The sequence below is a fragment of the Microbacterium sp. HA-8 genome, from assembly GCF_046111165.1.
In the GTDB taxonomy this organism is placed as follows: domain Bacteria; phylum Actinomycetota; class Actinomycetes; order Actinomycetales; family Microbacteriaceae; genus Microbacterium.
Map to the genome: position 1 here is coordinate 2,462,208 of NZ_CP162025.1, position 20,660 is coordinate 2,482,867.

At 70.3% G+C, this 20,660-nt stretch carries 18 protein-coding genes; 3 read left to right on the top strand and 15 right to left on the bottom strand.

Annotated features, from left to right (window positions below; translation table 11 throughout):
- Positions 1-17: 17 nt before the first annotated feature.
- The 14 genes from AB2L57_RS11780 to AB2L57_RS11845 form a co-directional block, all read right to left on the bottom strand.
- Entirely contained in the window at positions 18-3,341 is a 3,324-nt protein-coding gene (locus AB2L57_RS11780; RefSeq protein WP_409047173.1) for an SNF2-related protein, read from the bottom strand.
- A 67-nt stretch (positions 3,342-3,408) separates the two neighbouring features.
- A complete protein-coding gene (nusB, locus tag AB2L57_RS11785; RefSeq protein ID WP_292811812.1) occupies positions 3,409-3,819 on the bottom strand; it encodes a transcription antitermination factor NusB in 411 nt (136 codons plus the stop codon).
- 18 nt (positions 3,820-3,837) lie between these two features.
- Positions 3,838-4,398 (bottom strand): elongation factor P, encoded by a 561-nt coding sequence (efp, locus tag AB2L57_RS11790; protein WP_292811814.1) that lies wholly within the window; start codon positions 4,396-4,398, stop codon positions 3,838-3,840.
- A 104-nt stretch (positions 4,399-4,502) separates the two neighbouring features.
- Positions 4,503-4,961, bottom strand: a complete 459-nt coding sequence (gene aroQ, locus AB2L57_RS11795; protein ID WP_292811816.1) for a type II 3-dehydroquinate dehydratase — start codon at positions 4,959-4,961, stop codon at positions 4,503-4,505.
- On the bottom strand, positions 4,958-6,040 hold the full coding sequence (aroB, locus tag AB2L57_RS11800) for a 3-dehydroquinate synthase (RefSeq protein WP_292811818.1): 1,083 nt from the start codon (positions 6,038-6,040) through the stop codon (positions 4,958-4,960). The genes aroQ and aroB overlap by 4 nt, the downstream gene beginning before the upstream one ends.
- Positions 6,037-6,555: a shikimate kinase gene (locus AB2L57_RS11805; protein WP_409047174.1), complete on the bottom strand. Its 519-nt coding sequence runs from the start codon at positions 6,553-6,555 to the stop codon at positions 6,037-6,039. The genes aroB and AB2L57_RS11805 overlap by 4 nt, the downstream gene beginning before the upstream one ends.
- On the bottom strand, positions 6,539-7,768 hold the full coding sequence (aroC, locus tag AB2L57_RS11810) for a chorismate synthase (RefSeq protein ID WP_409047175.1): 1,230 nt from the start codon (positions 7,766-7,768) through the stop codon (positions 6,539-6,541). The genes AB2L57_RS11805 and aroC overlap by 17 nt, the downstream gene beginning before the upstream one ends.
- Positions 7,769-7,772: 4 nt before the next feature.
- Complete coding sequence (locus tag AB2L57_RS11815) at positions 7,773-8,618, bottom strand: shikimate dehydrogenase (RefSeq protein ID WP_292811826.1); 846 nt, start codon at positions 8,616-8,618, stop codon at positions 7,773-7,775.
- A 1-nt stretch (position 8,619) separates the two neighbouring features.
- Positions 8,620-10,266, bottom strand: a complete 1,647-nt coding sequence (gene mltG, locus AB2L57_RS11820) for an endolytic transglycosylase MltG (RefSeq protein ID WP_409047176.1) — start codon at positions 10,264-10,266, stop codon at positions 8,620-8,622.
- Positions 10,266-10,739 (bottom strand): Holliday junction resolvase RuvX, encoded by a 474-nt coding sequence (gene ruvX / locus AB2L57_RS11825; protein ID WP_292811830.1) that lies wholly within the window; start codon positions 10,737-10,739, stop codon positions 10,266-10,268. The genes mltG and ruvX overlap by 1 nt, the downstream gene beginning before the upstream one ends.
- Positions 10,736-13,402 carry an alanine--tRNA ligase gene (gene alaS / locus AB2L57_RS11830; protein WP_409047177.1) on the bottom strand — a complete coding sequence of 889 codons (2,667 nt, stop codon included), beginning with the start codon at positions 13,400-13,402 and terminating at the stop codon, positions 10,736-10,738. Before alaS ends, ruvX begins: the two co-directional genes overlap by 4 nt.
- A 63-nt stretch (positions 13,403-13,465) precedes the next feature.
- Positions 13,466-13,720, bottom strand: coding sequence for an ATPase (locus AB2L57_RS11835; protein ID WP_292811836.1), 255 nt, complete (start codon positions 13,718-13,720; stop codon positions 13,466-13,468).
- A gap of 123 nt (positions 13,721-13,843) precedes the next feature.
- On the bottom strand, positions 13,844-14,473 hold the full coding sequence (rpsD, locus tag AB2L57_RS11840) for a 30S ribosomal protein S4 (RefSeq protein WP_409047178.1): 630 nt from the start codon (positions 14,471-14,473) through the stop codon (positions 13,844-13,846).
- Between the two features lie 140 nt (positions 14,474-14,613).
- Positions 14,614-16,029, bottom strand: a complete 1,416-nt coding sequence (locus tag AB2L57_RS11845; protein ID WP_409047179.1) for a replication-associated recombination protein A — start codon at positions 16,027-16,029, stop codon at positions 14,614-14,616.
- An 83-nt stretch (positions 16,030-16,112) separates the two neighbouring features.
- Here AB2L57_RS11845 and AB2L57_RS11850 point away from each other — a divergent pair, with 83 nt between their 5' ends.
- The 3 genes from AB2L57_RS11850 (at position 16,113) to AB2L57_RS11860 (ending at position 18,413) form a co-directional block, all read left to right on the top strand.
- Positions 16,113-16,430, top strand: a complete 318-nt coding sequence (locus tag AB2L57_RS11850) for a dioxygenase (protein ID WP_292813657.1) — start codon at positions 16,113-16,115, stop codon at positions 16,428-16,430.
- A 66-nt stretch (positions 16,431-16,496) separates the two neighbouring features.
- Positions 16,497-17,747, top strand: a complete 1,251-nt coding sequence (locus tag AB2L57_RS11855) for a DUF349 domain-containing protein (protein ID WP_409047180.1) — start codon at positions 16,497-16,499, stop codon at positions 17,745-17,747.
- 78 nt (positions 17,748-17,825) lie between these two features.
- The gene (locus tag AB2L57_RS11860) at positions 17,826-18,413 is read left to right on the top strand and encodes a type IV toxin-antitoxin system AbiEi family antitoxin (protein ID WP_292813652.1); all 588 of its coding nucleotides are present in this window, start codon (positions 17,826-17,828) and stop codon (positions 18,411-18,413) included.
- On the opposite strand, the gene AB2L57_RS11865 is transcribed toward AB2L57_RS11860, so the two are convergent.
- The gene (locus AB2L57_RS11865; protein ID WP_292813649.1) at positions 18,392-20,647 is read right to left on the bottom strand and encodes a bifunctional (p)ppGpp synthetase/guanosine-3',5'-bis(diphosphate) 3'-pyrophosphohydrolase; all 2,256 of its coding nucleotides are present in this window, start codon (positions 20,645-20,647) and stop codon (positions 18,392-18,394) included. The genes AB2L57_RS11860 and AB2L57_RS11865 overlap by 22 nt on opposite strands.
- Positions 20,648-20,660 lie beyond the last annotated feature (13 nt).

A 20,660-nucleotide genomic window follows, 5' to 3' on the forward strand; every position in this document is an offset into this window, starting at 1 on the left:
GGGCAAAACGGCATCCCTCACCCTTCGAACAGGGTCCGGATGTCGTCGGCCGAGAGCGTCTGCCCGAACAGCGCCTCGTCGTCCATGACGGCCGTGAAGAGCCGCGCCTTGCGCTGCTGCAGCGCCATCACCTTCTCTTCGATCGTGTCGGAGGCGATCATCCGGTAGACCATTACCGTGCGGTCCTGCCCGATGCGATGGGTGCGGTCGACGGCCTGCGCCTCGGCCGCGGGATTCCACCACGGATCGAGCAGGAACACGTAGTCCGCTTCCGTGAGCGTCAACCCGAACCCGCCCGCTTTGAGGCTGATCAGGAAGACGGGGCTCTCGCCCGCGCGGAAACGCGCGATGACCTCGTCCCGATGACGGGTCGATCCGTCGAGTTGCGTGTGGCCGATCTGCTCGCGTTCGAGACGCCGCGCGACGAGCGCGAGGAACGACGTGAACTGGCTGAAGACCAGCACGCGGTGACCCTCGGCGACGATCTCGCCCAACTGGTCGACGAGCGCGTCGATCTTGCTCGATCCGAGGGACGCGTGTGCGGGGTCGACGAGCTCCGGCGCGAGGCTGAGCAGGCGCAGGAGCGTCAGCGATCGGAACACGATGAATCGGTTGCGATCCAGGTCGTCGAGCAGGCCGAGCACCTTCTGCCGTTCGCGCTGCAGCACGGTGTCGTACACACTCCGGTGCGCGGGTGAGAGTTCGATGTGCAGCTGCTGCTCCTGCCGGGGCGGCAGCTCGGGCGCCACGATCTCTTTCGTGCGACGGAGGACGAGCGGGCGGATGCGCCGGCGAAGGCGCTCGAGCCGCGCCGCGCGATAGGCGCCACCCTCCTGGTTCTCGGGAACCTTGCCCTGCTCGATCGGCGCGACGTAGTCCTGGCGGAATCGCCGCCCCGACGCGAAGAGTCCGGGGGCTGCGAGCGCCAGGATCGACCACAGGTCGATCAACGAGTTCTCGAGCGGCGTTCCCGTGATGGCGTATGTGGCGTCGGCGCGCAGCGCCTGCGCGGCGCGGTGCAGCTTGGTCTGCGGGTTCTTGACGAACTGCGCCTCGTCGAGGATGACCGCGGCCCATTCGACGTCACCGAATTCGGCCTCGGAGAGCCGCAGCAGGGCGTAGGAGGTCACCACCACATCCGCCTGCGCCGCCAGAGCGCCGACCGAGGCATCGCGTCTGCCCCGTGTCGAGCCGACCGATGCGACGCGCAGCCCCGGACTGAACCGCAGCGCCTCGTCCCGCCACGTCGAGGTGACCGATGTCGGGGCCACGACCAGGAACGGACGATGCTCACCGCTCTCCTTCGCGTGCGCGACGAGCGCCAGCATCTGCACCGTCTTGCCCAGCCCCATGTCGTCGGCGAGCACACCGCCGAGGCGATGCCGCCAGAGGAAGGCGAGCCAGTCGAATCCGCTCTTCTGGTAGGGCCGCAGCTGTGCGCGCAGGCCGGACGGTGCCGGTGTGGGCTCGACACGATCGATGTGGCGCAGTCCCTCGACCGCCGCCCGCCACGCTCGCGCGGGCACGGCCTCATCGGCGACGTCTTCGAAGTCCGCCCACAGCGAGCTCTGGTGGCGACTGATGCGCGGGCCGGTCTCCCACTCCGCGACGTCGGCCGCCTCGTCGATGAGATCGCGAAGACGGTGCAGGGCGGGATGTGCGAGCGAGAAGTAGCGGCCGTCCGAGAGCAGCAGCTTCTTCTTGCCGAGGGTGAGCGCCGTGAACAGGGGCGCGAACGGGATCGTGCGGCCATCGATCGCGACGATCACGCCGAGATCGAACCAGTCGGCATCTGCCGATTCGACGGTCGATACGGTGATCCGCGGCGCCCCCGTCAACTCGCGGTACGCGCGACGGGTGCCGCGGGTCTCGACGCGGACTCCCTGACGCTCGAGCGCCGGCACGACCCGGGTCATGAACTCGGCCGTCGCGACCTCCTGCAGCGTGCCCGCTGGCTGGAACGGAAGCTCGAGACCACCGGTCCACGCGGCCTCGACCTCGCGGAGGATCCGCTCCTCCGCGCCGCGGTCCCGGTCGGGCTCGCCGGAGTCCGGAGCGCCCGATTCGGGCGCTCGCTCAAGGCCGGGATAGTCCCAGGCGAACGCGTAGTGCAGGGTGTCCGCGGCACGGAACTCGACGCTCAGCACCGGCGTCGGATCGTGTGCCGGCGGAATCGACACGCCACCGCTCGCGCGGACCACGGCCCGACGAGCGAGCCTCGGCGACCCCTCGCGCAGAAACTCCTCGGCCTCCCCCTCGGCGACCGCGATGTGGCCGCCCGCCGACACGAGCGCGTGCACCGGATCGCTCAGCGGCACCTCCGCAAGAGTGACGCGGATGCTGTCGTCCGAGACCGCGAACGCGTAGACGCCGCTGCGGCCGATCGCGCGCACGGACGCCGCGTCGCAGCTCTCCCCGGCGATCACGAACTCGGCTTCGACCCGGAGCCCGCCGGTCTCCGCGGGCTCGATCCGGATGGCCGACTCGGCCTCGGAAGCGAGCGTCACCGTGCTCAGCCGGTTCATTCCCACGAGCGCGATCCCGAGCCGTTCGGCCCGCCGCAGCTGTGGCCACAGCAGCACGGAGCCGACGGTGTCGAGCGTGACCGCATCGGACGAGTCGGGAAAGGCCCCGATGGCGAACACGTCGCGGGCGATGCTGTAGAGCTCGGCGAACCACCGCGCCTGCGCCGTCGCGAACGAACCTCCGGGGCGACGCACCGCCTCCCAGGAGGCCTCGCCCTTGATCCACGCGCCCGTGCTCGGGCTGCGCATCAGGGGTCGGGCGCGCAGAAGGAGTTCGCTCGCACTCCGGCTGACGGAGCGTGGCGTCACGGGCTCGGCCCGGCGCGGCATCCACGCCGAATGATCCGCGGCTCTGCGCTGGGTGAGGTCGAAGCCGAGGGCGAGGGGAACGGACCGGCAATCGTGGGGAGCACCGGGCATGAGGTCGCGCCAGGACGGTGCCGAATCGGCGCGTGCACGGGAGACGGGAACGTCGACTCCCACAGAGACGACCGCCGGCGCCGACACTGCGGACGAACCCTCGAGGGCTGCGTTGCTCGCCAGCAGGGCGGCGACGGTGTGCTTGCAGTCGGCCTCCATCGGACAGCTGCAGACCGCCAGGAGGATCGGGGCGCCAGGGCGCCCCGGATCGAGGCGGATCGTGCACGAGTAGGGATGTGCTCCACTGCCGCGAACCTGCGCCGTCAGGACGCGGGTCGCATCGTCCCATGCGATGTCGCGCACGGCGCCGCTGCGGAAATATCGCACGCCGCGCTCGTAGCCCGCCCCGAACGCGCGACGTCGGATCGCGTCGGGGGCGACGAAGGGCGCAGGCATGTGCTCCATCCTCGCAGGGCGCTCCGACACGGCGCCGACCCGGCCTCGCCGCGAGCCGGTGCGCGCGTCAGCCGGCTCGGGCGACGCGCGCGAGCACGCCGTGCACGAACGCTCCGGAGTCGTCGGTGGAGAACTCCTTCGCGAGTTCGACGGCCTCATCGATCGCGACGGCGGTCGGCACGCCGTCGTTGAAGAGCACCTCCCACACACCCATCCGCAGCAGCGCGCGGTCGACGGCGGGCATGCGGTCGAGCTTCCAGTCCCGCGCGTGCGTCGTGATGATCTCGTCGATCTCATCGCGGTGATCGATCACCCCGTCGACGATCTCGCGGGCATAGAGCCATGACGCCTCGCGGGCGGGCTCGCCCACGGCGCGCTTGGCCTCCGCTGCGAGGATCACCGCAGTCTCGTCGCCGCGGACGTCCGCCTGGAACAGGATGTCGAGCGCGCGTTTGCGCGCCTTCGTGCGGGCACTCATCGGGCCGGACCGCCGAGCTCAGCTGACGCGGCCGAGGTAGTCCCCGGTGCGCGTGTCGACCTTGACCTTCGTGCCGGTCTCGAGGAAGAGCGGCACCTGGATCTCGTAGCCGGTCTCGACCGTCGCGGACTTCGTGCCGGCCGACGACCGATCGCCCTGCAGACCGGGTTCGGTGTAGGTGATCTCGAGCACGACGGATGCGGGGAGGTCGACGTACAGCGGATTGCCGTTGTTGGTGGCGATCGTGACCTGCTGGTTCTCGAGCAGGAAGTTGGCGGCGTCCCCGACGATCGTCGCGGACACGTTGATCTGGTCGTAGTCGGCCATGTCCATGAACACGAAGCTGTCGCCGTCGTTGTAGAGGTACGTGAAGTCGCGGCGGTCGACGTTCTCGATGTCGACCTTCGAGCCCGCGTTGAACGTCTTGTCGACGACCTTGCCGGACATGATGTTCTTCAGCTTGGTGCGCACGAACGCACCGCCCTTGCCGGGCTTGACGTGCTGGAACTCCACGACGCCCCAGAGCTGCCCGTCGATGTTGAGGACGACGCCGTTCTTGATGTCTGCGGTGGATGCCATGAGGGTGAAAGGTCCTTCGGGATGACGGGTGCAAGACCCGGGAGGATGCGGCCCGACCGGGCCCGACGTTCGATTCTACGGGATGCCCCGCCGGGCGCTGCAGGTCAGCCCTCGGCGGTGCCCGTGATGATCGCGACGAGCCGCTCCACCGCCCGCGCGTATCCCTGTGCGCCCTCGCCGATGACATGGACGGCGGCCACGTCCGAGACGTACGAGAAATGGCGGAACGACTCGCGCGCGCGGACGTCCGAGATGTGCACCTCGGCGACGGGCAGCGCCACACCCGAGAGCGCGTCGCGGAGCACGACCGAGGTGTGCGTGAGACCGCCCGGATTGATGACGATGCCGGCGCAGTCCTCCCGCGCGGCGTGGATCGCATCGATCAGCACGCCCTCGTGATTGCTCTGCACGGCGCGCACGGAGAAACCGAGGTCCGCGGCCGCGCGCGTGGCGATCTCCTCGACGTCGGCGAGGGTGGACGAGCCGTAGATGCCGGGCTCCCTCGTGCCGAGGAGGTTGAGGTTCGGGCCGTTGACGAGCAGGAGACGGCGTTCGGCACTCATGCCCCCACCTCCTGGTAGGCCGCGAAGAGCAGCGATTCGTCGGGGGCCTGCAGCACGGTCGGTCGTGCGAGATCGTCGAGAACGATGAAGCGCAGCATCCCGCCTCTGCTCTTCTTGTCGCGCTGCATCGTCGCCAGCAGCTGGGGCCATGCCCCCGCGCGGTAGGTCACGGGCAGGCCGAGCGTCTCAAGGATGCTGCGGTGCCGGGCGGCGGCGGCGTCGGGAAGACGCCCGGCCAGCCGGGAGAGCTCGGCGGCGAACACCATGCCCACCGATATCGCCGCGCCATGTCGCCAGCGGTAGCGCTCGGCGTGCTCGATCGCGTGACCCAGGGTGTGTCCGTAGTTGAGCACCTCGCGCAGGCCCGCCTCGCGGAAATCCTCGCCGACCACTCGGGCCTTCATCTCGATCGCCAGCTCGATGCAGCGTCGGAACGCCGGGCTGGACGGGTCGGTCGCCGCGGCCGGATCCGCCTCGATCAGGTCGAGGATCTCGGGATACCAGATGAACCCGGCCTTGACCACCTCGGCGAAGCCCGCCACGGCCTCGTTCTGCGGCAGGGTGTCGAGCGTGTCGAGGTCGCAGACGACCGCGCGGGGCGGCCAGAATGCGCCGACGAGGTTCTTGCCCTCGGCGGTGTTCACGCCGGTCTTGCCGCCCACCGCCGCATCGACCATGCCGAGCACCGTGGTGGGCACCTGCACGACCTGCACGCCGCGCAGCCACGTCGCCGCGACGAACCCCGCGACATCGGTGACCGCTCCCCCGCCGAAGCCGACGACGGCATCGGTGCGGGTGAAGTCCGCCTGTCCCATGACCTGCCAGCAGAACGCCGCGACCTCGATGCGCTTGCCCGCCTCGGCATCCGGGATCTCGGCGAGCAGCACCTCGCGCGACCCGTCGTCCATGAGCTGCTCCCGCAGCGCGGCGGCCCGCTTTCCGAGGGTGGGCGGATGCACCACGAGCACCTTGCGGACGCTCGGTTCCAGGGCGTCGGCGACGCGGGTGAGGATGCCGCGCCCCACACTGATCTCGTATCCGGAGTCGCCCTGCACCGCGATCGTCGTCGTCTCGCTCACTTCTCGCCCCTCAGCCAGTCGAGGATCGCGTCCGCGACCCCCGTGATCGGTCCGAACGACGTGTCGAACGTCCGGTCGGCGACCTCCTCGTACAGGGGTCGCCGTTCGTCGAAGATCTGCTGCCATCGCGCGAGGGGATCGTCGCCCTCGACGAGGGGCCGGTTTCCGTCGCGGATGCGCGCGGACACCGCCCGTGGCGTCACGGTGAGGAAGACGACGCGGTGGCCTGCCAGTGCCGCCCGCGTGCCCGCGTCCAGCACCGCTCCCCCGCCCAGCGAGATCACTCCGCCGCGCTGCAGCGATTGCGTCACGGCCTCCCGCTCCCACTCGCGGAACCGCGCCTCGCCGTGCGCGGCGAAGATGTCGGGGATCGGGCCGTGCGCCTGCACGATGACCCGATCGGTGTCGGTGAAGCCCACCCCCAGACCGCGCGCGACGCGTCGCCCGATGCTCGTCTTGCCGGCGCCCATCGGCCCCACGAAGACGACGGCGGGCGGCTCAGCCGAGGAGGTCATGCTCGACGAGCGCCGCCTCCGAGGCGGGAGTCGTGCGCAGAGCCGCGGGGATCTCGGCGAGGTAGGCCTCGAGGTTGCGGCGCGTCTCGCGCACGCTGTCGCCGCCGAACTTCTCCAGCACCGACCCGGCCAAAACGATCGCGACCATGGCCTCGGCGACCACGCCGGCCGCCGGGACGGCGCACACGTCGGATCGCTGGTGATGCGCGGCCGCCGTGTCGCCGGTGGCGACATCAACCGTGCGCAGCGCGTGCGGCACGGTCGCGATGGGCTTCATGCCCGCGCGCACGCGCAGCACGGTGCCCGTCGACATGCCGCCCTCGGTGCCGCCCGCGCGATCGGTTGCGCGGGTGATGCCCTCGCCGGTGACGAAGAGCTCGTCGTGCGCGGCCGAGCCGCGGCGCCGCGAGGTCTCGAAGCCGTCGCCGACCTCGACGCCCTTGATCGCCTGGATGCTCATCAGCGCCTGCGCGAGCTTGCCGTCCAGTCGTCTGTCCCAGTGCACGTGCGAGCCGAGCCCGGGCGGCAGGCCGTACGCGAGCACCTCGACGATCCCGCCGAGCGTGTCGCCGTCCTTGCGCGCGGCGTCGACCTCGGCCACCATCCGCTCCGAGGTGTCGGCGTCGAAACAGCGCAGCGGGTCGGCGTCGAGCACGTCGACGTCGTCCGCCGTGGGGAGCACTGCCCCCTCGGGCACCCGGACTGGTCCGATCGAGAGGGTGTGGCTGACCAGGCGGATGCCGAGCTCGACCAGGAACCCGCGCGCCAGGGCGCCGAGGGCCACGCGGGCCGCTGTCTCGCGCGCGCTCGCGCGCTCGAGGATGGGCCGCGCCTCGTCGAAGCCGTACTTCTGCATGCCGACGAGGTCGGCGTGCCCCGGACGCGGGCGGGTCAGTGCCGCTCCGCGGCCGCGCGAGCGCTCGGTGAGCTCGACGGGTTCGGGGCTCATCACCTCGACCCACTTGGGCCACTCGGTGTTGCCGATGCGCAGGGCGATGGGGCTGCCGAGGGACAACCCGTGACGCACGCCGCCCGAGAGGGTCAGCTCGTCCTCCTCGAACTTCATGCGCGAGCCGCGTCCGTAGCCGAGCTTGCGGCGGGCGAGGTCGGCGCGGATGGCGTCGAGCGAGACGGGGACGCCTGCGGGCAGGCCCTCCATGACGGCGACGAGTTCGGGGCCGTGGGATTCACCGGCCGTGAGCACGCGGAGCATTCCCCTAGTCTCCCATGAGCGCGCGGCGCATCGCGGCGATGACGGCCTCCTCGGCGGCGAGCGGGATCTCGACGTCGTCGTTGACGAAGAATCGCACCTGCAGCACCGCCTGATGCAGCAGCATCGACAGGCCCGACATCGCCGCCCCGCCGCGCGCCCCCTGCCGCTCGGCCAGGTGCGAAGGCCAGGGACTGTAGGCGACGTCGAGCAGCGGCCCGGACTCATCCAGCGCAGCGTCGGCGATGTCATCGTCGAGGCGGACTCCTCCGGGCAGCGTACCGATCGTGACGTCCGCGGGCGCGAGGCTCGCGGACCCGAGCGCGTGCGCCCGGACGTCGACGCCCATCCGCGCCCCGAGCGCGCGTATCGGTGCGACCGCTTCGGGACGTCGCGCGAGCACGACCACGGAACCCGCACCCAGTTCGCCGAGCGCGACGAGCGCCGAGGATGCCGTCGCGCCGGCACCGACGATCCGCCCGGTGTCGACGTGGTCGATACCGCTCTCGCGCAGCGCGCGCACGAGACCTCCGACGTCGGTGTTGACGCCTCGGGGGCCATCGGCGTCGAGTCGAAGCGTGTTCACCGCTCCGGTGAGCTCGGCGCGCCGATCGCGGTGCACGGCCGCGCGGAACGCCTTCTCCTTGAGGGGCATCGTGAGAGACAGCCCGCGCCAGCGGCGATCGAGTCCCGCCAGCGCCCCGTCGAACGCGCCGGCGTCGACGTCACGCCGGTCGTACTCCCAATCCAGGCCCAGCACCGCGTACGCGGCCGCGTGCAGCTGCGGCGAGCGGCTGTGCGCGATGGGGCTCCCCCACACCGCCAGATGGATGGGGGAAGAACCCGATGTCACCTCAGCATCCCGACTCGGGATTCTCACGGCACCACTGCTGCCACTGGGTGACGGCCTGCTGATGCTGCGCGTTCGTCTCTGTGAAGATCGTCTCTCCGGTGTCGAGATTGACCGTCACGAAGTAGAGCCAGGGACCGTCCTCGGGGTTCATCGCAGCGTCGATGGCGGTGTCGCCGGGGTTGGCGATGGGACCGATCGGAAGGCCTGTGTTGACGTACGTGTTCCACGGGTTGTCGTCCTCGAGCGCCTCGGCGCTGGAGGAGACGGTGCCATCGTGCATCTCGCCGTAGCCGTACTGCGCGGTCGAGTCCATCTGCAGCAGGCCGTTGGTCTCGTCGTTGTCCGGTGAGAGGCGGTTGTAGATGACTCGGGACACGCGATAGAAGTCCTGCTCGAATCGCGCCTCCCTCTCGATGATCGACGCGATGGTGAGGATGCGCTGGCGCTCCTCGACGGGAACCCCTGCCGAGTCGAGGGACTGGATCGTTCGATCGACCAGCGTCTGGATGACCTCGCTCGCGCTGACTCCGGGATTGAAGGTGTAGGTCGCGGGAAAGAGCCACCCCTCCATGCTGTCGGCCGGAACACCGTATGCAGCCGGATCGGCGACGGCGGCCTGGAGATCCTCGAGCGGCAGGCCGATGCCATCCGCCAGCAGCGGCAGCGACTGGTCGACGGTCAAGCCCTCGCGCAGCTGCGCGGAGTTCTCCATGCGGTTGTCCGGGTTCTGCAGCGCCTCGAGAGCGGCGGCGGAGGTCATCTGCTCCTGCAGCCGGAAGACGCCGGGGTAGAACGTCGGAACCGCGTCGAGGGTCAGGATGTGGGCGTAGAACGCCTCGGGCGTCATCGTGACTCCCGCAGCGTACAGCGTGTCGGAGATCGTCGATCCGGTGTCGCCGTCGACGACGGTGACGAGCACCTCGCCGGTGGCCATGCCCGGCTCGTAGTCGATCGGCTCCTGCCAGCCGAGCACGGCGCGGATCTGGTCCTCATACGTGTTCCAGGCCCATGCGCCGGCGCCGGCGATGCCTCCGATGATCAGCACGACGACTCCGAGCGCGATCCATCCGCCGATGCGGCGATTGCGGCGGCGCTCCGCCTTGGCGTGGACAATCGCCTTCTCCTCGGCGAAGAGGTCATCGAGGGTCATCGACGCGGCAGCCGGTGCCTGTCCGGAACGAGGGGGCCCCGACTCCTCGGGCGGACGCGGACGGGTCAGCGGCGGCGTGGCAGCCCCCGCCGGTGGCGCGTCGGCAGCTCGCGGCGCCGCGACCGGAGCCGTCTGTGATTCACTCGAGGGCCCCTGCCGCGGAGCGGCCTCCGCAGCGGACTGCTGCCGACCACCCTCCGCGGCGGAATCCGGCTGCTCCTGCGCGGCCTGGGCCGACGCCAGAGCGCGCATCTCCCGCCGCGACAGGGGGGCGCCGGTGCCGTGCGCGCTGTCGGCCGCGCCGCCCTGCTGCTGGCGCGACGCCCGGGCCGCCGCATCCCGCGCGGATTCGGCGGGCACGGGCGGCGGCGCCTCGGAGCCCAAGGCGCCCGAACCCTCCGCCTCGGCGGCGTCGGTCACCGTGCGCCCGCGGGGATCGGGCAGCCGGCCGAAGAGCGCGGCGAAGTCGTCATCGGCAGGGGGCTTGTCATCGGGCATCAGGTGGACTCCTGGGCAAGGACGGGCTCGCCCGCAGGGCGTCCCGTCCGCTTCTCGACATCGAGGGCGTGCTGGAGCAGCACGACCGCGGCGACCTGGTCGACAATGCTACGTGACCCACGCTGGCTGCGGCCCGATCGGCGCAGGGCATCGTGTGCGCTCACCGTGCTGAGACGCTCGTCGACGAGCCGCGTGGGCAGGGTGGATGCCGTCGCCAGACGCTCCGCGAACCCCCGGGCGTCGGCCGTCGACGCCGTCTCGCCGCCGGACAGACTCACGGGGAGCCCCACGACGATCTCGACCGCGTCGTACTCGCGCGCGATGGCCGTGATCCGCGCCAGGGGATCCGGGCCCTCGCGCGGCACCGTCTCGACGGGAACGGCGAGCAGACCGTCGCGATCGCACCGTGCCACGCCGATGCGGGCCTTGCCCACGTCGACGCCGAGCCGCACGCCCGCGCGGAAACCCGTCACGCCGCGGTCGCCTCGATGTGGGCGCGGACATCGGCAAGGGCTGCGGGCAGGGCCGCAGCATCCGCACCCCCGCCCTGAGCGATGTCGTCACGGCCGCCACCGCCTCCGCCGAGGGCGGAGGCCGCGATCTTCGCGAGCGCGCCCGCTTTGGCGCCGCGCGTGCGGGCTGCGTCGTTCGTGGCGACGATGACCACCGGGCGCCCCGACACCTCGCCGCCGAGAGCGACGATCGCCGGCTCGGAGCCGAGCCGGTCGCGCACCCCGAGCACCAGCTGGCGGAGGTCGTCCTGGGATGCGACGGCGCCCGCCGCACCCGTCACCACGGCGATGCCGGAGACGCGCTCGGCCGTGGCGGCGAGGGCGGGAACACGATCCTGCAGGGCGCGCGCCTCGAGGGCCGCGAGCTTCTTCTCGGCGGCCTTGAGGCTCGCCGTCAGCTCCGCGATGCGCTCCGGCAGCTGATCGCGCGGGGTCTTCAGCGTCGTGGTCAGCTGGGAGACGATGGCACGCTCCGCGGCGAGCTCGCGGAACGCCGACAGACCCACGAGGGATTCGATACGCCGGTTGGAGGCGCCGACCGAGGACTCGCCCACGAGGGAGATGAGTCCGACCTCTGCGCTGGAGGACACGTGCGTGCCCGCGCAGAGCTCCCGCGACCAGGGTCCGCCGATGTCGACCATGCGGACGACGTCGCCGTACTTCTCACCGAAGAGTGCCATCGCCCCGGCCTGCTTGGCCTCGTCGAGAGAGAGCACGCGCGTCTCGACGGGCAGGTTGTCGCGGATCGCGTTGTTCGCGATCTCTTCGATCTCGGATCTCGTCTCGCCCGACAGGGCCTGACCCCACGTGAAGTCGAAGCGCAGGTAGCCTGCCCGGTTGAGCGATCCCGCCTGTGTCGCGCTCTTGCCGAGCGTGTCGCGCAGCGCCGCGTGCACGAGGTGGGTGGCCGAGTGCGCCTGGCGCGCGGCGCGCCTGTTCGCGGCGTCGACGACGGTCGTGGCGGCGGCACCCACCGACACCTCGCCCGCCGTCACCTCGACCGTGTGACTGACCAGGCCCGGCACCGGCTTCTGCACATCGAGGACGTCGAGCTCGAATCCGGGACCGACGATGACGCCCTTGTCGGCCACCTGACCGCCCGATTCGGCGTACAGAGCGGTCTCGCCCAGGATCACCTCGGCGACCTGACCCACGCTCGCCCGGTCGACGGAGATCCCGTCCACGAGCACGCCGAGCACACGCGACGAGGTCTCGAGATCCGTGTAGCCGGTGAAGACGGTCTCGCCCTGGGCGCGGAACTCGCGATACACGCTGTGATCGGCGAGCGCCCGCTTGCGGCTCTTGGCATCGGTCTTGGCGCGCGTGCGCTGCTCCTGCATGAGCGCGTCGAAGGCCGCGCGGTCGACGGTGATGCCGGCCTCCTCCGCGACCTCCAGTGTGAGGTCGATGGGAAAGCCGTACGTGTCGTGCAGCAGGAACGCCTCGGAGCCCGCGAGCGATGTGCCCCCGGCATCCTTCGTCTGCGTCACCGCGAGGTCGAGGATCGTGGAGCCCGCGGCGAGGGTGCGCAGGAACGTCTCCTCCTCCGCGTAGGCGTACGCCGAGAGCCGTGCGTAGTCGCTCTCGAGCTCGGGATAGGCGGAACCCATCGCGTCGCGGGAGGCGGTGAAGAGCTCGGGGAAGGTGGGGCCGTCGACGCCGAGCAGACGCATCGCGCGCACGGAGCGTCGCATGAGGCGCCGCAGGATGTAGCCGCGACCCTCGTTCGAGGGCGTCACCCCGTCGGAGAGCAGCATCAGAGAGGACCGGACGTGGTCGGCGATGACGCGGAAGCGCACGTCGTCCTCGTGCTCGGCCCCGTACTTCTTTCCCGAGAGCTCGACGGCGCGGTCGAGAACAGGGCGGACCTGGTCGATCTCGTACATGTTCTCGACGCCCTGCTTGATGAAGGCGACGCGCTCGAGTCCCATGCCGGTGTCGATGTTCTTCATCGGCAGCTCGCCGACGATGTCGAAGTCGACCTTGCTGCGCACGTTCGTGATGAGATCTTGCATGAACACGAGGTTCCAGATCTCGGTGAAGCGGTTGTCGTCGACTGCCGGGCCGCCGTCACGCCCGTACGCCGGGCCACGGTCGAAATAGATCTCGGAGCAGGGGCCGGCGGGGCCGGGCTGGCCCGTCGACCAGTAGTTGTCGTCCTTGCCCAGCCGCTGGATGCGCTCGGCGGGAACCCCCGCCACCTTCTGCCACAGCGCGGCGGCTTCGTCGTCGTCTTCGTAGACCGTGACCCACAGATCCCGCTCCGCGAAGCCCAGACCGCCGTCGGCCTCGGAGGCGGTCAGCAGCTCCCAGGCGTAGCCGATCGCGCCTTCTTTGAAGTAGTCGCCGAACGACCAGTTGCCGAGCATCTGGAAGAAGGTGCCGTGCCGAGCCGTGTGACCGACCTCTTCGATGTCGTTGGTTCGAATGCACTTCTGCACGTCGGCGGCGCGCTTGTACGGAGCGGGCACGACTCCGGTGAGGTACGGGATGAAGGGCACCATGCCGGCGACCGTGAACAGCAGCGAGGGATCGTCGGTGACGAGCGACGCCGAGGGGACGATGACGTGATCGTTCTTCTCGAAGTAGTTCAGGTAGCGCTTCGCGATATCAGCGGTCTTCATGGCGGCGTCGTTCCTTGCATGCGGGAGCAGCCACCGCTTCGCGGGGCGCCGGGAGGGGAAAGGTCAGTCGGAGCTGGCGGGGCGGGCGGCATCCGTCGCCGCCTCCGCCGCGCGGCCGGCGACGCTCTTGGCGTCGTCGAGGAACGACGCGAACTGCGCCTCCTGCGCGTGGTACGCGTCCGCGATGCGGTCGGTGAACTCGCCGATGCGCGCATCGACCTCGGCGAGGGCCTCGTGGCCCGCCGGGTTCTTGTTGACGAGGTGCGCGGCGACGAACCCCCCGATCACGCCGAGCATGAACCACGTCAGGTTCTTCATGTCACCACTTCCTCGCAGAACGCGGCCGCGCGCGCGACCCGCAACCATCGTAGCCGCGGACGGCGAAGGGCGCCGGATCCTCTGCGGATCCGGCGCCCTTCGACTGTCGTCTCGCGCCGTCTGTCAGCGTGCGGCGTAGTACTCGACGACGAGCTGCACGTCACAGGTGACGGGCACCTCGGCGCGCTTGGGGCGACGCACGAGGCGCGCCTGCAGCTTGTCGAGCTCGACCTCGATGTAGCCGGGAACGGGGGGCAGCACGTCGGCGTGACCGCCGGCGGCGGCGACCTGGAAGGGCTCCGTGCCCTCGCTCTTGGCCTTGACGTGGATGAGCTGACCCGGCTTCACGCGGAAGGAGGGACGGTCGACGAGCTGGCCGTCGACGAGGATGTGACGGTGCACGACCATCTGGCGAGCCTGCGCCGTGGTGCGGGCGAAGCCCGCGCGCAGCACGAGGGAATCCAGACGCATCTCGAGCAGCTCGACCAGGTTCTCACCGGTCAGGCCGTCGGTGCGGCGGGCCTCGTTGAACGCGATGCGCAGCTGCTTCTCGCGGATGCCGTACTGGGCGCGCAGGCGCTGCTTCTCACGAAGGCGGACGGCGTAGTCGCTGTCCTGCTTGCGCTTGCTGCGACCGTGCTCGCCGGGAGCGTAGGGGCGCTTCTCGAGGTAGCGGGCCGCCTTCGGGGTGAGGGCGACGCCGAGGGCGCGCGAGAGGCGCGTCTTGCTTCGGGTCCGGGATTTGGTGGACACAATTGCCTTTCGGTGACGTGGCCGCGTCGGTCGCGGGCTCACGGACGTATCTCCCGCCTCCTGCTGCCGGGCGCACGTCGGGGCGCACCGGAAGTGTGGTGTCGGAGAGGGGGATGCTCGAAATGCGGATTCGAGCCGATCTAGTCTAGCAGACCGAGTATTCTGCGCAGCTTCTCGAGGCGCGCGTGGATGTCGCGCTCGGTGCCGTGCGTCGTCGGCTCGTAGTACCGCGTGCCGCGCAGTTCGTCGGGCAGGTACTGCTGACGAACGACGCCGATGTCGCTGTCGTGGGGGTACAGGTAGCCCTTGCCGTGACCCAGGCGCTTCGCGCCGGCATAGTGCGCGTCGCGAAGATGCAGGGGCACACGCCCGATCCGGCCGTTCTTCACATCGGCGATCGCCTTGCCGATCGCCGTGTAGGCGGCATTGGACTTCGCGGCCGTGGCCAGATAGGCCGTCGCCTCGGCGAGCGGGATACGACCCTCGGGCATGCCGATCAGCTGAACGGCATCGGCGGCGGCCACCGCGATCGTGAGCGCGTGGGGGTCGGCGAGTCCGATGTCCTCAGACGCCGAGATGATCAGACGACGGGCGATGAAGCGGGGGTCCTCCCCCGCCTCGATCATGCGCGCGAGGTAGTGGATGGCCGCGTCGACATCGGACCCGCGGATCGATTTGATGAAGGCGCTGATGACGTCGTAGTGCTCATCGCCCTGCCGGTCGTACCGCAGGAGCGCGCGGTCGACCGCCCGTGCCACATCGTCGGCGTCGACGACGGCCGGTTCGGCATCCGTCTCGTCATCGATGGCAGCCCTGCCCGTCTCGTCCGCGTCATCCGGCACGGCCCCGCGCGCCGGTCCGGATTCTCCCTCGACGTCCTCCGCGCCGAGCACCGATGCCGCCGCCGCCTCGAGCGCCGTGAGCGCCCGGCGCGCGTCGCCGGAGGACAGGCGCACGAGCGCGGCCCGCGCGGCGGGATCCAGGCGCACGGCATCGTGCAGGCCGCGCGGGTCGGACACGGCCCGGTCCAGCAGCGCACCCAGGTCGTCGTCTCCGAGCGGCTGCAGCGTGAGCAGGAGCGAACGGGAGAGCAGGGGCGAGACGACGGAGAAGCTGGGGTTCTCCGTCGTCGCGGCGATCAGGACGACCCAGCCGTTTTCGACCCCCGGCAGCAGCGCGTCCTGCTGTGCCTTCGTGAATCGGTGGATCTCATCGAGGAAGAGGATGGTCGAGGTGCCGTAGAGGTCCCTCTGCGTGAGCGCCTCCTGCATCACCTCGCGCACGTCCTTCACCCCCGCCGTGACGGCCGAGAGCTCGACGAACCGTCGGCCGGATGAGCGCGCGATCGCCTGGGCGAGTGTCGTCTTGCCCGTGCCGGGCGGGCCCCACAGGATCACCGACACGGCACCGGCCGCGCCGTCCGGGTCCGCCAGCTTGACCAGCGGTGACCCGGGGCGCAGCAGGTGACCCTGACCCGCGACCTCGGCCAGCGAGGTCGGCCGCATGCGCACCGCGAGCGGTGTGCTGCCCTGGAACAGCGCGGAGGAGGGGGTCACCCCCTCAGGCTAACCGCCGCCGCACGCCGAATATGCTGGCACCGCACGCGGTGACGTCCGCGCGCGGACGAAGGGATGCGCGAATGGCGACCGGCAAGGGTGACAGAGCGCGCGGCGACCGCGAGGCCCGCGAGCGCGCGCGCCTCTACCGTGCCCGACAGGAGCTGCGTGAGTCACAGGCCGCCCGACGCCGACGCGACACGGTGCTCGCCGCCGTCGTCGGCGGTGTCGTGATCCTCGCGAGCATCGGCGGCCAAGTGGCATACGTCACCGCCGGCCCGGGAGCACCGTCGCCTGCTCCCTCGTCGACCCCGTCGCCGACGGCGACGTCGACGTCGACGCCCCTGCCGACGCCGGCCGCTTCCCCGGCTGCGACGCCCGCGCCCAGCACGACCCCCTGAGTCCTGTGCGCCCCACGTACTAGGCTGGGGTGGTTTCCGCACCCGGCACCGCACACGAGGAGAACCGTGTCCTCCGACTCCGCTCACGCATCAGACCGGCCGTGGGGCCGGGTCGATGACGACGGCACCGTATTCGTCCGCGAGGGCGACGACTGGCGCGAGGTCGGGCAGTTCCCCGACGGTTCGCCGGACGAAGCTCTCGCCTACTTCGCCCGCAAGTACGCCGACCTCGCCGACAAGGTGACCCTCCTCGAGCAGCGCCATCGCCGCGGTGGCGCCTCCGCGTCCGATCTGGCCTCGGCATCCCGCCACCTGCGCTCCGACGTCGAGGGCGCGTCCGCGGTGGGTGATCTCGCCGGCCTCGTTGCACGCATCGATGCGCTCGGAGCCACCCTCGCCGAGGCATCCGCCACCGAAGCCGCGGCCGCCAAGGAGGCGGTGGCCGAGGCGGTCGCCGAACGCACCGCGCTCGTGGAGCGCGCCGAGGCGCTCGCCGCGCGCGACCCGCGACAGGTGCAGTGGAAGCAGGCGACACAGGAGCTGAACGACCTGTTCGCCCAGTGGCAGGCGCACCAGCAGAGCGCGCCTCGCCTTCCCAAGCGCGACGCGCAGGATCTCTGGAAGCGGTTCCGCGACGCGCGCGCGAGTGTCGAGAAACATCGTCGCGAGTTCTTCGCCGAACTCGACGAGGCGCACAAGGGCGCACGCGACCGCAAGTCCAAGCTGGTCGAACGCGCCGAGGCACTCTCCACCAAGGGCGAGGACGGCATCCCCGCCTACCGTGCGCTCCTCGATGAGTGGAAGACGGTCGGACGCGCGGGCAAGAAGGTCGACGACGCGCTCTGGGATCGGTTCAAGGCCGCCGGCGACGCGCTCTACGGCGCGCGTGCCGAGCGCGACGCGACCGAGCTCGCCGAGTCCGCGCCCAAGATCGAGGCCAAGCACGCCCTGCTCGTCGAGGCCGAGGCGGTCGCCGACGAACGGAATCTCACCGCCGCGCGATCGCAGCTCACCGGTATCCAGCGCCGTTGGGACGAGATCGGCCGCGTCGCGCCGCGTGAGAAGGATCGCGCGCTCGATGACTCGCTGCGCAAGATCGAACAGGCTCTGCGCGCACGCGAGGATGTCGACTGGAAGCGCAACAACCCCGAGACCAAGGCGCGCGCCGGCGACATGGCACGCCAGCTCGCCGATGCGATCGCCGCGCTCGAGGCCGACATCGAGACGGCCCGCGCGAAGGGCGACACCAAAGCGGTGACGAAGCTCGAGGCCGAGTTGGCCACGCGGCGCTCCTGGATGCAGGTCGTCAGCGGCTGACTCGACCGACCCGCGGGTTGTCCACAGATCCGGGATGCCGTCATCCGGCGTCCGCCGCAGTGGGCTTCAATCGGGACCATGGTCTGGCCGTTCCTGTACTTCGCGCACGATCGACTCTCGCCCGCCGAGCTGTCGGCGGCACGCCTGGATGGCGACCTCGTCGAGATCGGCGAGGGGTACATGCCCGCCGATGCGGTCGAGAACGCGGCCATGCGCGCGGCATCCCTCGCTCCTCTGTGCAGCGAGAGACTGGCTGTGGGCATCTGGAGCGCGGCGTGGGTCTACGGCGCTCTCCACGAACCTCCCGCGCGCCATTCGCTGGTGCGTGCTCCGGGCCGGCGGGTCGGCAACCTCGTCAGCCGTCGCGCCGTCTTCCACGACACGGCGATCGATGCGGACGACGTCACGCTCCTCGGCGACGTGCGCGTGACGACGCCGCTGCGCACCCTCACCGACATCGCGCGGCGGACCGGCAAGGGCTCGGATCCGTCACGGGCGGCAGCCGCGGCACGCGGGCTGATCGAGACGGGTCTGGTCACCGCGACCGCGGGGCGGGACTTCCTCGCCATCCACCCCGGGCTGCCGGGATGCCGCCGGGGTGACGCGCTGCTCGCGCGGATCGCAGGCGGGGCCGCGTCATCCGCTCAGGAGGACGTCACACGGTAGACGTCGTACACCGCGTCGATGCGACGCACCGCGTTGAGGACACGATCGAGATGGACGATGTCACCCATCTCGAAGACGAACTTGCTCAGCGCCAGGCGGTCATCGGTCGTCGACACCGAGGCGGAGAGGATGTTGACGTGGTGCTCGCTGAGAACGCGCGTGACATCGGACAGCAGTCCCGAGCGGTCGAGCGCCTCGACCTGGATCTGCACGAGGAAGACGCCCTTGGGCGTCGACGTCCACGACACCTCGATGATGCGGTCGGGATCGGTCATCAGCGACGCGACGTTCGGGCAGTCGGTGCGGTGCACCGAGACTCCGCTGCCGCGGGTCACGAAGCCGACGATCTCGTCGCCCGGAACCGGAGTGCAGCACTTGGCGAGTTTGACGAGGATGTCGGGGGCCCCGCGCACGAGCACGCCGGTGTCGCTCGAGCGCGGCGTGCGCTGGCGGCCGATGTGCGGGAGATCGATCGGGCCTGTGGATGTCTCGCCGCTGGCACCGACGAGTGCCGTCACCTTCTCGATGACGGACTGGGTCGAGACGTGGCCTTCGCCGACAGCCGCATACAGCGCCGATACGTCTTCGTACCGCAGCTGACGGGCGACATCCGCGAACGAATCCTGGCTCATCAGGCGCTGGAGCGGGAGGTTCTGCCGGCGCATGGCGCGGGCGATCGCCTCCTTGCCCTGCTCGACGGCCTCCTCGCGGCGCTCCTTCGTGAACCACGCGCGGATCTTGTTGCGCGCCCGCGTGCTCTTGACGAAACCCAGCCAGTCCTGGCTCGGTCCCGCGTCGGGGTTCTTCGACGTGAAGACCTCGACGACATCACCCGAAGACACGGGCGAGTCGAGGGGCACCAGCCGGCCGTTGACCTTGGCGCCCATCGTGCGGTGCCCGACCTCCGTGTGCACGGCGTAGGCGAAATCGACCGGTGTCGCGCCCGCGGGCAGTCCGATCACGCGGCCCTTGGGGGTGAAGACGTAGACTTCTTTGGCGCCGATCTCGTAGCGCAGCGAGTCGAGGAACTCCCCCGGGTCGGCCGTTTCCGCCTGCCAGTCCGAGATGTGGGCGAGCCACGCCATGTCGGTGTCGAGGGACTTGCTCTCGGTCTTGGCGCCCGACATCCGCTCCTTGTACTTCCAGTGCGCGGCGACACCGAACTCCGCCTGCTGGTGCATCTCGTGCGTGCGGATCTGGATCTCGACCGTGCGGCCGCCGGGGCCGATCACCGTCGTGTGCAGGGACTGATAGAGGTTGAACTTCGGGGTGGCGATGTAGTCCTTGAACCGTCCGGGCAGCGGCGTCCACCGGGCATGGATCGCCCCGAGCACCGCGTAGCAGTCGCGCACCGTGCCCACCAGGACGCGGATGCCGATCAGATCGTAGATGTCGTCGAACTCGCGGCCGCGCACCACCATCTTCTGGTACACCGAGTACAGCTGCTTGGGCCGGCCCATGACACGACCGCGGATGCGGAGCTCGCGCAGATCCTCCTCGACCGAGCCGATCACGTTGTCGACGTACTGCTCCCGCTGCGGGGTGCGCTGTTTGACGAGACTCTCGATCTCGGCGTACAGCTTGGGGTGCAGCACGGCGAAGGAGAGATCCTCGAGCTCGGACTTGATGGTCTGGATACCGAGCCGATGAGCCAGCGGTGCGTAGATCTCCAGCGTCTCGGTCGCCTTCTTGGCGGCCTTCTCCGGCGGCACGAATCCCCACGTGCGGGCATTGTGCAGTCTGTCGGAGAGCTTGATGACCAGCACCCGGATGTCTTTGGACATCGCGACGATCATCTTGCGGACGGTCTCGGCCTGGGCGGCATCGCCGTACTTGACCTTGTCGAGTTTCGTGACGCCGTCGACGAGCATCGCGACCTCGTCACCGAACTCGGCCGACAGCTGATCGAGCCCGTAGGCGGTGTCTTCGACGGTGTCGTGCAGGAGGGCTGCAGCGATGGCCTTGGGTCCGAGCCCCAGATCGGCGAGGATCTGGGCGACGGCGACGGGGTGCGTGATGTACGGCTCGCCGCTCTGGCGCTTCTGGCCCTCGTGCGCCTTCGAGGCCACGACGAAGGCCCGCTCGATCACGGCCACATCGCTCTTGGGGTGGTTCGTGCGCACCGTGCGGATGAGGTGCTCGACGCCCTCGCTCCGGGTGGAGCGCGAGAAGATGCGGGGCACGAGTCGGCGCAGCGACGAAGCCTGCGCGACGGGCGGAACCGTCTCGGTCATCGGTACACCTCCC

Excerpts from the sequence above, each read along its gene's own strand:
- mltG (WP_409047176.1), bottom strand. The coding sequence starts at position 10,266 with ATGCCCGATGACAAGCCCCCTGCCGATGACGACTTCGCCGCGCTCTTC.
- alaS (WP_409047177.1), bottom strand. The coding sequence starts at position 13,402 with ATGAAGACCGCTGATATCGCGAAGCGCTACCTGAACTACTTCGAGAAG.
- AB2L57_RS11850 (WP_292813657.1), top strand. The coding sequence starts at position 16,113 with ATGGCGACCGGCAAGGGTGACAGAGCGCGCGGCGACCGCGAGGCCCGC.
- nusB (WP_292811812.1), bottom strand. The coding sequence starts at position 3,819 with ATGAGTGCCCGCACGAAGGCGCGCAAACGCGCGCTCGACATCCTGTTC.
- AB2L57_RS11835 (WP_292811836.1), bottom strand. The coding sequence starts at position 13,720 with ATGAAGAACCTGACGTGGTTCATGCTCGGCGTGATCGGGGGGTTCGTC.
- efp (WP_292811814.1), bottom strand. The coding sequence starts at position 4,398 with ATGGCATCCACCGCAGACATCAAGAACGGCGTCGTCCTCAACATCGAC.
- aroQ (WP_292811816.1), bottom strand. The coding sequence starts at position 4,961 with ATGAGTGCCGAACGCCGTCTCCTGCTCGTCAACGGCCCGAACCTCAAC.
- aroC (WP_409047175.1), bottom strand. The coding sequence starts at position 7,768 with ATGCTCCGCGTGCTCACGGCCGGTGAATCCCACGGCCCCGAACTCGTC.
- AB2L57_RS11860 (WP_292813652.1), top strand. The coding sequence starts at position 17,826 with ATGGTCTGGCCGTTCCTGTACTTCGCGCACGATCGACTCTCGCCCGCC.
- AB2L57_RS11780 (WP_409047173.1), bottom strand. The coding sequence starts at position 3,341 with ATGCCTGCGCCCTTCGTCGCCCCCGACGCGATCCGACGTCGCGCGTTC.
- AB2L57_RS11865 (WP_292813649.1), bottom strand. The coding sequence starts at position 20,647 with ATGACCGAGACGGTTCCGCCCGTCGCGCAGGCTTCGTCGCTGCGCCGA.
- AB2L57_RS11805 (WP_409047174.1), bottom strand. The coding sequence starts at position 6,555 with ATGACCTCCTCGGCTGAGCCGCCCGCCGTCGTCTTCGTGGGGCCGATG.